Genomic DNA, 11,117 nt, shown 5'->3' on the forward strand with positions numbered 1-11,117 from the left:
GTTATCCTCGCAGAAATTGAAAGTCCTTGGTTTTTTGTAAGGCTCCTACCAGATTTGGGGCATCCGGTCCATAAAAATTCAGGGCAAACCCGCGCCGGTCACTTCCGCAGATCCGGATGCGGATAAAGATATCCGGCCTGAGATCGGCAAAATCCAGGCGCTCAGCCCATTCCACGGCCACCACGTTTGAGCCCTCAAATATGTCGTCAAAACCCAGGTCCTCGAGATCCCCGCCGCCGTCAATGCGGTAGAGATCCACATGAAAAAGCCGGCGGTCTCCCGGATATTCATTGATCAGGGTGTATGTGGGGCTGGTGACAGCTGCGCGCTCATCCACCCCCAGGCCCCGGGCCAGACCCTGGACAAAAACGGTTTTGCCCGCCCCGAGATCCCCGCCAAGACCGATCACGCAGGGCCCCTGCCGATTCTGCCGCCGGATGCAGGCGCCCAGGGCCGCGCCCAGGTCAAAGCTTTGGGTGTGGTTTTGGGTGCTTGTCTTTAATACAGCCCAAGGTTCGGGAAAATCCTTTGGCCGATCAGAGCAGGGGTCGGCAGTCATGGGCCACGTCCGTAAATGCGCCGGAATCAATGGCGCCAAAAGTTTCCGGCAGATGATCCATCACATCTCCGGCCATGTACCCGACCGGGCCGCGTTTTTTGGCCACCAGGTCTGCGGCGGCGCCGTGCAGATAAACCCCGAGGTGGCAGGCGGCATCAGCTGCCACCCCCTGGGCGGTAAACCCGGCAATCATGCCGGTTAATACATCACCCATACCGCCGGAGGCCATGCCCGGGTTGCCGGTGGGGTTTACGAAAATCCGGCCGTCAGGGTGGGCGATCACGGTGCGTGCACCCTTGAGCACCAGGTGCACCCCGTGGGTTTCTGCAAAATTTCGGGCTGCGCTTATCCGGTCGGCCTGGATTTCCCCTGTGGAAGTTTCTGTCAGCCGGGCCATTTCCCCGGGATGGGGGGTGAGAATGATTTCGGCGCGCTTGTTTTTCAGCACGCCCGGGCACCCGGCCAGGTTGTTTAACCCGTCTGCATCCACCACCACGGGAACAGGGCTTATTTCAATCAGGGCGCACACCAGTTCCCGGGTGGTGTCTGCCGTGCCCATGCCCGGGCCCAGGGCCAGGCAGGCCTTGTCTGAAAGCATGGAAACAATGGGCTCCAGGCTGTCTTTGCCCAGAATTCCCCCCCGGGCTTCCGGCAAGGGGCGGGTCATGGTTTCCAGGCCCCGGGTCTCTGCGATGGTGTTGAGGCTTTCGGGTATGGCCAGGGTCACCAGGCCTGCGCCGGCGCGCATGGCTGCAGTGGCGGTCATGACAGCAGCCCCGGATTTGCCGGTGCTGCCGCCGGCCACCAGCACGTGGCCGGTTTGCCCCTTGTGGCTCTGTTGGTCCCGGACCGGCAGACGGGAGCGGATCCACCCGGAGGTGAGCAGCTGGTGGCGGGGATTGGCTTCCCGGACAATGTGTGCGGGGATGCCGATGTCGATGATAAACAGTTTTCCAGTGTATCGGGCACCGGGCAGCAGCATGTGGCCCAGCTTGGCAAAGGCAAACGTGGCCGTGGCATCGGCCTTTACGCAGGTGCCGCAGGGCTGGCCGGTTTCCGTGTGCAGGCCCGAGGCAATGTCTACGCAAAACACCGGTGCGGATACCTGGTTGATGAAATCGATCACGTCTCTGAAAAACCCTTTTACCTCGGAGTCCAGGCCTGTGCCCAAAATCGCGTCAACTATCAGGTGACATCCCGCGATTTCCTCCTTGTACCGGCTGAAGGTGAGATCATCGGGCATTTCCGTGACGGGTATGCCCAGGGTTTCAAGGTGCTTGAAATTGGCGGCCGCATCCCCCCTGAGCCGGTCCCGGGAAGCCAGCAGATACACGGCCGCGTCCACGCCGTGGGAGGCAAGATAGCGGGCGATCACAAACCCGTCTCCGCCGTTGTTGCCTTTTCCGGCCATAACCGCCACCCTGCGGCTGTAGATCTCCGGCCAGGTATCAAAAATGGCGCGCACCGCACCGCGGCCGGCGTTTTCCATGAGCACCCGGCCGGGCAGGCCAAAGGTTTCAATGGTCTGTGCGTCCATTTCCCGCATTTCATCGGCTGTCAGGATATACATCACAACTCCTTGATCAGTTGGCGCATTTCCCGCACGGCCTTTTCCATGCCCGCCAGGGCGGCCCTGGAGACAATGGAATGGCCGATGCTGAACTCGTCAATGGTCCGGGTGCCGGCAAACCACCCGATGGTGTTGTAGCAGAGCCCGTGGCCGGCATTAACACCCATCTTGAGCTCATGGGCCAGGTCAGCGGCATCTGTTATGGCCGAAAACCGGGCTTTTTTGTCCGCCGGATCAGAGGCCTCGCAGAATGCGCCCGTGTGGATTTCCACCATGTCCGCGCCGGTATCAGCCGAAGCGCGGATTTGTCCGGCATCCGGGTCGATAAACAGGCTTACCGGAATGGATGCGCTGTGCAGGGATGCAACGGCTTTTTGGGTGGCCTCTGCCAGGCCGCGCACGTCCAGGCCCCCCTCGGTGGTCAGCTCGGTTCGCTTTTCCGGCACCAGGGTCACCAGATCGGGCCTGAGGTCTGCGGCAATGGCGATCATTTCATCAGTGGCCGCCATTTCAAGGATGAGCCGCGATTGCACGGTTTTTCGCAGCAAATACACGTCCCGGTCCTGGATGTGGCGCCGGTCTTCGCGAAGGTGGACCACAATGCCGTCAGCCCCGCCGAGTTCGGCCAGCACGGCCGCGTGCACCGGGTCCGGGTAAGCGGTGGCACCGCCCCTTGCCTGGCGCAGGGTTGCAATGTGATCCACGTTGACTGCCAGTCCGGCCATGGTGTTTTCCTTTCTTTCTCTTTGTTTCTGATCTGTTGCGTCAATCCGCTCAGGCCGGGGTGATCATCTGCCCCGGGTTTTCCGGCAGATTGTTTTTTCCCAAATGATCTGTCAGGGCCCGGCTTTTTTCCGCCATTTGCCGGGCATCGGCTTCATTGGTTTCATGGTCGTATCCCAGAAGGTGTAAAATACCATGAATCAGGAGTTCAGTAAATCGCTCCGCTATGGTGTATTGCGCCTCCACAGCCTCTTTTTCCGCGGTCTGAAGCGAGATGATCACGTCTCCGAGCAGTTCGGGCTGCACTTCCGGAAATTCCGGATCTCCCATGGGAAAGGCGATCACGTTGGTGGGCCCGGACCGGTTGAGGTATTGAAAGTTGATCTCTGCGATCTGCTTGTCGTCTGTGATCACAAGGGAGAGTTCGGCTTCAGCCTTGTCCAAGGCGTTTAAGAGTTCCAGGGCGGTCGTCTGTATTTGATCCGTTGATATTTTGTAAAGACTCTGGTTGTCTGTGATCAGAACGGCCATTTTTTTCCTTTGCACTGCCTGGGGTTTGCTTTTCCGGGTAATCGATTCTGTGATGATAGATTCCGGTCAAAATTTTCATGAAGCTTTTGGCGATCTGGTGCAGGTCCTTTAATGTCAGGGGGCATTCATCAAGCTGGTTGTCTGAAAAGGTTTTGTTGATAAGCTGCTGCACCAGGCCCTGGATGCGCGAGGCCGTGGGATGCTCCACGGTGCGCGCGGCCGCCTCCACCTGGTCGGCCAGCATGACCAGTGCGGTTTCCTTGCTCTGGGGCTTGGGGCCAGGGTAGCGGAAGTTGTCAATATTGACCGGCTGGTCTTTTTTCTGTTTTTTGGCCTTTTCGTAGAAATAGCTGATCAGGCTGGTGCCGTGGTGCTGGCGGATGGCATCAATGATTTCCTGGCCCAGCTTGTTTGCCCGGGCCATCTCCACGCCGTTTTTCACGTGCGAGATCAGAATCAGGCACGACATGGACGGGGCCAGCTTGTTATGGATGTTTTTTCCCTCGCTTTGGTTTTCAATAAAGTGAAGGGGGTTTTTGAGCTTGCCGATATCGTGGTAGTAGCCGCAAACCTTTGCAAGAAGGGGATTGGCCCCGATTTCAGAGGCGGCTGCCTCCACCAGGGAGCCCACGATCACGCTGTGGTGATAGGTGCCGGGCGCCTCTAACATCAGCCGCCGCATCAGGGGCTGGTCCAGGTTGGACAGCTCCAGAAGCGTGCTGTCTGTGGTAAAACCAAATCCCATTTCCACCAGCGGGGCCACCCCGATGGTGACAATGCTTGCGCTGATGCCCCCGATAAAGGCAAATGTCCAGTCCCAGAAAATTTCCGGCACTCCAAGGTTGAGGCTGTAGATATTGATGATGGCCACCAGGGCCATGTTAAACAGACCCAGCTTGGCCCCGGTTTTGATCAAATCCCTTCGGTGCCGGCAGTGGCGGGACCAGTAGGCGCCCATCACGCTGTTGATGAGAAAATACAAGCTCATGAGATAGGCGTTTTCAAACAGCAGGCCCGTGAGCAGGGCTGTGACAACGGCCATGGGAAAAGCCAGGGAAAAGCCCATGAACTGGCAGATAATCATGGCCCCGGCTGCAAGGGGAATACCGTAAAACATGCTCGATGCGTTAAGCGAAAAGGGCATTTCATCAGCCAGGGACACGGCCAGAGACAGCGACACCTGTGCAATCAAAAAGGCGCTGACCATAACCGCGGCCAGAAACAAAAGCCGGCCTGAGGGGTTGTGGGCTATTTCCGGGCGGTGGCGCAGATGGATGGCATAGGTGACCATCAGCAGGACAAAAATGATCAGCCCGGTGCCCAGGGCCTTTCCCAGAAGCTGCTTTTTTCCCCCCTGGTGGGCTATGGCCCGGAGCTTGAGCATGTCGGTTTCTGAGATGCGCTCGCCTTCCCGCAGAATCATCTCGCCCTTCTTGATCTGATACATGATGGGCTTGATGGATTCTTCCGCGGCATCACGCCGTTTTTCGGTCTCACTTTTATTTAAGGTGATATTGGGCTGCACCAGGCGCTGGGTAAAGTCCACGATCAGGTTGACCAGGTTGTATTCCATGCCCTTTAACATGGGATCGCCGATGATGCGCACCATGGTCTTGGCCTGGTCCAGGCTGTAGAACTGCCGCAGATTGGTGATGTGGCGCTCGTTTCCGCTGCCCACGGCTTTTAAGACAATGCCCCGGTCGTTTTCCCGCAGCAGCAGCTCCTTGTTGGAAACCACTCCGTTTGTCAGTACCTCGTTGAGAACCCGGTTGATCAGTTCAGGGATCCTGGGGCTGAACTTTTCGTTAAACAGGATGCTGTAGGCGCCGTTGCTGATGGAAATGCCCAGAGCCTTTTCAAACTCCTGCTTTTTTTCCCACACCTGGTTGCGCAGGTTGAGCTTCCGGGTGTTTTCCACGGCCTCTGACACCGGCTCGCCTTTCTGTTGGCCAAGGGCCGGGGGTTGTTCAAAAACCGCCCGGGGGATGGCAAAGGCTCTGTTAACACGTTTTTTTAACTGGTCGACCAGGGAAACATCGTGGTCGTAGACCGTAAGTACCTGGTCGCGGCTTTCCTGCTGTTTTTTGCGGGTGGCCCGGCCGTCTTCAATAAAGAAGTCCCTGGCGGCCTTGATGTTTTCATCGGCAATGTCGCCAACCTGGTATGGGGTCTGGATGACAATGAGCTTGGGATAAAAGATCAGCGTGGAAACAAGGGTGGCCGCAGCCAGGATGCCAATGACGATCCATGCCGTCAAATTGGGCTTTTTAACTGAAATATCGGTGCGTTGAAAGATGCTCATGGGCGTCCCGGCAAGGAAGGCTGTTATTGCCTGTGGGTATCAGCGGTCGGGTTTTCACTGCGCTCGTAGGCGTCAATGATTTTTTGCACCAGTTTGTGGCGCACCACGTCGCGTTTGGAAAAAAACACAAATTCAATGCCGGCGATCCCGGCCAGCAGTTCTTTGGCCTCCACAAGCCCGGAGGCCCGGTTCTTGGGCAAATCGCTCTGGGTGATGTCTCCGGTGATCACGGCCTTGGAGTTAAATCCGATGCGGGTGAGAAACATCTTCATCTGCTCGGAGGTGGAATTCTGCGCCTCATCCAGGATGATAAAGGCGTCATTTAAGGTCCGTCCCCGCATAAAGGCCAGGGGAGCCACCTCAATGACCCCCTGCTCGATAAGCCCGCCGGCTTTTTCAAAGGGCATCATGTCATGCAGTGCGTCATATAAGGGCCGCAAATAGGGATTGACCTTTTCAGCCAGGTCTCCGGGTAAAAACCCAAGGGCCTCGCCGGCTTCCACCGCCGGCCGGGTGAGGATGATCCGGCTGACCTTTTTTCTGGCCAGGGCGGCCACGGCCATGGCCATGGCCAGATAGGTTTTTCCCGTTCCTGCCGGGCCGATGCCAAAGACGATGTCGTGGTTGCGCACCGCATCAATGTATTCTTTCTGAACCGGGCTTTTGGGGGTGATGGTGCGCCGGCCCGAAGTAATATAAACCGTATCCAGAAAGATTTCTTTTAATTTCACGCTGCAGTCCCGGCACAGCACATTGGCCGCGTAATCCACATCATTGGGATAGACCGGGTATCCTTCCTTTAACAGCCCGTAGAGCTGGTTTAAAATCTCGCAGGCCAGTTCGGCTGAAACAGAGTCGCCTTCCACGAGCACGCCGTTTCCCCTGGCATGGATCGCAGCCCCGGAGGATTCGGCAATCCGCTGCAGGTTGGCATTATGGGTGCCAAACAGGCTCCGGGCCAGGGCCGGGTCCGGAAAGGTTAATTCTGAGCGGGTTTTTTCCTGGTAATTCATCATAAAGTGCAGTGCAGTGCATAAAAAGTTTTATATCCGGGTTCTTATTTCCGGATGCTGTATACAGGTTTTTTATATCACGGGCAATTCATATTTTGCAATTGCCAAAATAAGCGCGGTTTGCCGGGAAAACAAGCTTGACGGCTTTTTCCCCCTCTGTTAGTCAACAAATTGATCCTTCTGCCGTTTTTAAAGAAGTTCCCATAATAATTATCCTGCGGGCCTTGTCAATAACCCGGCCTGCCCAAAAGGAATTTTGGGGATGAATCCGTTTGACATGGTCATTGTTGTCATTCTCAGTTACAGCATTATCCGGGGCGCGTTCCGGGGTGTGATCCGGGAGGTTGCGGCCATTGTGGGTGTGGTCGGCGGATTTTACGCGGCCTTTATGCACCATGATCTCCTGGCCCCGCTGCTTTCCGGATGGATTGAGAATCTGCACTACATTTATATTGCCTCTTTTCTGATCCTGTTTTGCGCGTTTTTTCTGGCCGCCACCCTGGCGGGATTTTTGCTTCGTACGCTTCTTAAACTGATGTTGCTGGGCGTCATTGATCGGGTGCTGGGGGCGGTATTTGGGGCGTTAAAGGCCGTGATCCTGGTTTCCCTGCTGTTTTTTCTCCTGATTACCTTTCTGCCCGCCGGCGGCAGGCAAATGGTGCATGAATCGGTTATGGCCCCGCGCATTAACGCTGTTGCCGGGGGCGTAGCCCGGGTGATTCCCCGGGATGTCCGCCAGTCCGTGGCCCAAAGAATGCAGGAGTTGAAAACCGAGTGGGAGAAAAATCAATAAGGCCCTCAATTACGGACTGCATGCCGGATTTGGGCTGTTTTGCCGGTAGCCGGCATAATAGATCCGGATCAGGGATTGGTGGCTGTTAAATGCGATTTCCGGCAGCCGGTCTTTGTCAAACCAGGCGGCTTCATCTGCGTCATCACCGGCCCGGGCGGTTCCGGAAAAGCTTCTGACCAGAAAACCGATCATCAGGATGGCCTTGTAGAACCGGCCCTCGTTTGTGAGCACGCCCAGGAGCATGTCGATTTTCCCGGTAATGCCGGTTTCCTCGTACAATTCCCGCAAGGCCCCTTCCTCCGGGCTCTCCCCGGTTTCCAGAAATCCGCCGGGCAGGCACCACCAGCCGGTTTTGGGCTCTATGTTGCGCTTTACCAAAAGAATCCGGTCGTTTTCGTCCGCCACCACAACACTGGTGGCCGGAACCGGGTTTTCATACACGGGAAGGGCGCATGCAGGGCAGTACTGCCGCATGCGCCCTTCGGTAAATTTTTCTGTGAGCCCCAGTCCGCAGTAGGGGCAGAATTTTTTTTCTTTCATGGATCAGTCTTCAAAATTGCCGGCTTCGCCCCGGTCCCGCTCAATTGCCGCGCCGCGTTCCCGGATCCGGCTTTCGCTCCAGTTTTCCGGATCTTCCAGGCGCTGTGCCTTGGGTCCCGGGTCGTGGGAGCCGGCTGCAAGGATTTCTTCAACCGCAATGGGCGCGGTGTCCTTGCAGTTTAACACGTTGACCAGCATGTTGTAGACAAACTGCTCCACCCGTTCGGCCATTCGCAGGCGCACTTTTTTGGGCTGGGCCAGGAGCCGGCTTTCAAACGGGAGGTTGAGTTTTTTGAAATCGCCCTTTTTCAAGCCCTTGGATTCGGCATAGGCGGTCATTTCCTTCCACATGTCCTCGGTGACGCCCTGACCTTCAACCTTGACAAAGTTGCCGTTGTCATCGAGCTTTGCATTGCCGTAATCGTTGACCTCCACGCCCCAGGAAATCATTTGCAGGGCAGTGGCCACATTGGCCTTGGTGGTGCGGGTCTGCTCGGCGATTTTGCGCAGCCGGTCCGAGGAGTTTCCGGAGGTGCCGTGCTGGGCGCCGGAAACCTTGTACGGGGCAAGGGCTTCGTGGATCCTGGCGGTGAGCTCTATCTGGATGCCTTCGGAGGCGGCCTCGATGCCGTGGGTGGTGCCGTTGTTTAAGGCGATCCAGTCCGGAAACACGTCATGAGCGTTTAGTCCCTGGATCAAAAACAGGGCTTCCTCGGGGGTGGACAGGCCTGTTTTTCCCTTGATTTCGCCCACTTCGGTTTCATGCCCCGCCCATTTGGGCACATAGGGCCACAGTTGGAGGCTGGAAAGCAGGTTTTCCTCATCGGGCAGATGGGACGCGTCAAGGGCAATGGAGGTCATGCCCGCATCAAATACACTGGGAATTTCGGTCTTTGCGGCTTCCACGTCTTCGGGGCCCTTGATGCCGTAATGGTCCGCGTGTACGGCCACAGGCACGGTGATGCCCATTTCATTGCAAAGATTGTCCACTATCCGGGCAATATTCCAGAAATTCACCCCGCAATAGTTGCTTTCAGATTTGGCAATCTCGATGATAATGGCGGCATTGGCCCGCTGGGCCGCCATGAGCGCGCCGCGGATGACAAAATAGTTTCTTCCGTTGGCGGCCATGGCAATGGCTTTGCCTTTTTTGAGCATGGCCCGGTCAATGAACTTGCCGCTGACAATCAAAGCTTTGGAATTGGGAAACAGTCCCACCACGTTGGGCGGCCGTCCGACCTGCAATGCCTGCGCAAAAGCGTCCTGGTAGTTTTTCATTGGTCTCTCCCTTGTTATGGTCGCAAATAGAATTGTGTCTTAATCATCATTATTAACACGAAGCATGCCGGGCGCACGTACAAAAAATTATCCCTTTGGCTCTGTGTGGCTGCCGGTTGCAGAATCGGTCCGGATCTGTTCCAGAATTTCAATGATCCGGCCGTGCTGCGGCTCCGGGGCAAACACCTCCCCCCAGCCTTTCTGCATTTGAAATAAACCGTCATAGGCCGTGTCATGATGAGATCGCATGCGGTGGGGGATTGCGCGTTCCTTTAGAATCGATTCAAGCAGCTGGGCTTCAAACGGGTTTTCCAGGGCAGTGACGCGCTTGTAGTCGGTATTTCGGGGCTCTTTGCCATCCATGGCTGTTTCCGTTGTATTTCCGTTGAAATCCGAAAGTTGAATATGGTATATAATTTTTTCTATATGCGCCTTACTATAAAGGCCCGGTATTTTTGCTGTCAATACATATGTTGGGTGGGTTCATGGACAAGGTTCTGATTGTCGACGGAGACGAGGCCTTTCTGGAACAGACCAAAGCCGGTCTGGAAAAGGTCCGGCAGTTTCAGGTGCTCACCGCGGCTGACGGGCGTCAGGCGCTTTCACTCCTGTCAAAGCAGCCGGTTTCCGTGCTGGCTACAGATATTGAAACCCCGAGCCTGGATGCTCTGGAACTGCTTTCCTACATGTCGATCAATCACCCCCGGACCCCCTGCATTGTCATGACCGACCAGGGAAAACCCTGGTTTAAAAAGCGGGTCAATCAGCAGTCCTTTCTTTATCACCTGGAAAAGCCGTTCCAGGTGGGATCGTTGGTGTCGGCCATTTTTGTGGGGTTAAATCTGCGCGATGAAGGCGCCGGCGCCCAGGGCATGAACATGGCAACGCTTCTGCCCCTGCTGGAAATGCAGCAGAAAACCTGCCGCATGAAGGTCAAAGCCGCAGGCAAGCGCATGGGGTTTTTGTATTTTGAAAACGGTGAGATCATTGATGCCCACTGCGGGGATATGTCAGTACAGGAAGCGGCCGCCCAGATCGCATCCTGGAATCGGATTTCCTTTTCCTTTTCAGACCTGCCCCGCCGCCGAACCCGCAGAAGGGTCAAAACCAAGCTTATGGATTTTGCCGAAGCCACCTGGAGCACCACTTCAAAACCCGATGATCCCAAACCGGCTTCCGAGGCCTGGGGCGGGGAGGAAAAGGGCCGCAGCTTTGAAGAGGATTTCGAGGTCATCGAGCTTGTGGAGGAAATCGAGCCGGATCAGCAGGAGCCGGAGCCCGGGGCTGGTGATGCGGCCGAGGCGGCAGAGAATTGCCGGGACGTGGTAAAACAGATTGCCTCCATCCTGGAGCAGTCCGAAGAAACCCGGGATTTTCAGATGATCGCGGTGGTTGATGACCGCCTGACGTTTCAGGCCCTTCAGTACGAGGGCGCAAAAAAACCCGACACCCGCACTCTGACCCAAAAGCTGGCCCCGTTTTTCAACACTTCCGCGCCCGCAGCCAAAATTACGGGCCTGGGCCCGGTCTCCGGGCTGACCCTTCACGGGGAAAACGGCGTTCTGGTACTCCAGGAACTGGCTGTGGAGCCCGGGCAGAGCCCGCTGTGGTCCCTGGTGCTGTGCGGTCCCCGGTGCAACTGGTATTTTGTCAAAACCTGTCTGGAATCGCTGATTTAACTTTTGACGGCGCCATCTGAAATCAGACTTCTTCTTCTAAGTAACTTCGTTCAAGGTTCAAAGTTCAAGGTTCAAGGTTCAAAAGAATAAAATCAAAGCTTTTAAGCATGCGGCAAAAAGTTATTTGCA

The 11,117-nt window shown here is 56.2% G+C and carries 11 protein-coding genes; 2 read left to right on the forward strand and 9 right to left on the reverse strand.

Annotated elements, in window-relative coordinates:
- Window position 1 precedes the first annotated feature (1 nt).
- Genes tsaE through ACTCIA_RS09610 form a run of 6 tightly spaced genes read right to left on the reverse strand, consistent with a single transcriptional unit; the run spans window position 2 to window position 6,701 of the window.
- Window positions 2-559, reverse strand: a complete 558-nt coding sequence (gene tsaE, locus ACTCIA_RS09585; protein WP_463001589.1) for a tRNA (adenosine(37)-N6)-threonylcarbamoyltransferase complex ATPase subunit type 1 TsaE — start codon at window positions 557-559, stop codon at window positions 2-4.
- The gene (locus tag ACTCIA_RS09590; protein WP_463001590.1) at window positions 537-2,129 is read right to left on the reverse strand and encodes an NAD(P)H-hydrate dehydratase; all 1,593 of its coding nucleotides are present in this window, start codon (window positions 2,127-2,129) and stop codon (window positions 537-539) included. Before ACTCIA_RS09590 ends, tsaE begins: the two co-directional genes overlap by 23 nt.
- Window positions 2,129-2,854 (reverse strand): pyridoxine 5'-phosphate synthase, encoded by a 726-nt coding sequence (locus ACTCIA_RS09595; protein ID WP_463001591.1) that lies wholly within the window; start codon window positions 2,852-2,854, stop codon window positions 2,129-2,131. Before ACTCIA_RS09595 ends, ACTCIA_RS09590 begins: the two co-directional genes overlap by 1 nt.
- 49 nt (window positions 2,855-2,903) lie before the next feature.
- Window positions 2,904-3,383 (reverse strand): rRNA maturation RNase YbeY, encoded by a 480-nt coding sequence (gene ybeY, locus ACTCIA_RS09600; protein ID WP_463001592.1) that lies wholly within the window; start codon window positions 3,381-3,383, stop codon window positions 2,904-2,906.
- Window positions 3,283-5,685: an HD family phosphohydrolase gene (locus ACTCIA_RS09605; protein WP_463001593.1), complete on the reverse strand. Its 2,403-nt coding sequence runs from the start codon at window positions 5,683-5,685 to the stop codon at window positions 3,283-3,285. The genes ybeY and ACTCIA_RS09605 overlap by 101 nt, the downstream gene beginning before the upstream one ends.
- Window positions 5,686-5,708: 23 nt before the next feature.
- On the reverse strand, window positions 5,709-6,701 hold the full coding sequence (locus ACTCIA_RS09610) for a PhoH family protein (RefSeq protein WP_463001594.1): 993 nt from the start codon (window positions 6,699-6,701) through the stop codon (window positions 5,709-5,711).
- A 259-nt stretch (window positions 6,702-6,960) separates the two neighbouring features.
- On the opposite strand from ACTCIA_RS09610, the gene ACTCIA_RS09615 reads away from it, so the two are divergent.
- On the forward strand, window positions 6,961-7,491 hold the full coding sequence (locus ACTCIA_RS09615) for a CvpA family protein (RefSeq protein WP_463001595.1): 531 nt from the start codon (window positions 6,961-6,963) through the stop codon (window positions 7,489-7,491).
- A 9-nt stretch (window positions 7,492-7,500) separates the two neighbouring features.
- Here the strand turns inward: ACTCIA_RS09615 and ACTCIA_RS09620 are convergent, their stop codons facing one another.
- The 3 genes from ACTCIA_RS09620 to ACTCIA_RS09630 all read right to left on the reverse strand — a co-directional run bounded on the left by ACTCIA_RS09620 (window position 7,501) and on the right by ACTCIA_RS09630 (window position 9,672).
- A complete protein-coding gene (locus tag ACTCIA_RS09620; RefSeq protein ID WP_463001596.1) occupies window positions 7,501-8,031 on the reverse strand; it encodes an NUDIX hydrolase in 531 nt (176 codons plus the stop codon).
- A 3-nt stretch (window positions 8,032-8,034) separates the two neighbouring features.
- Window positions 8,035-9,309 (reverse strand): class II fructose-bisphosphate aldolase, encoded by a 1,275-nt coding sequence (locus ACTCIA_RS09625; RefSeq protein WP_463001597.1) that lies wholly within the window; start codon window positions 9,307-9,309, stop codon window positions 8,035-8,037.
- Window positions 9,310-9,396: 87 nt separating this feature from the next.
- Window positions 9,397-9,672 carry a hypothetical protein gene (locus ACTCIA_RS09630; RefSeq protein WP_463001598.1) on the reverse strand — a complete coding sequence of 92 codons (276 nt, stop codon included), beginning with the start codon at window positions 9,670-9,672 and terminating at the stop codon, window positions 9,397-9,399.
- A 122-nt stretch (window positions 9,673-9,794) separates the two neighbouring features.
- On the opposite strand from ACTCIA_RS09630, the gene ACTCIA_RS09635 reads away from it, so the two are divergent.
- On the forward strand, window positions 9,795-10,988 hold the full coding sequence (locus ACTCIA_RS09635; RefSeq protein ID WP_463001599.1) for a DUF4388 domain-containing protein: 1,194 nt from the start codon (window positions 9,795-9,797) through the stop codon (window positions 10,986-10,988).
- Window positions 10,989-11,117 lie beyond the last annotated feature (129 nt).

The sequence above is a fragment of the Desulfosalsimonas sp. genome, from assembly GCF_055149105.1.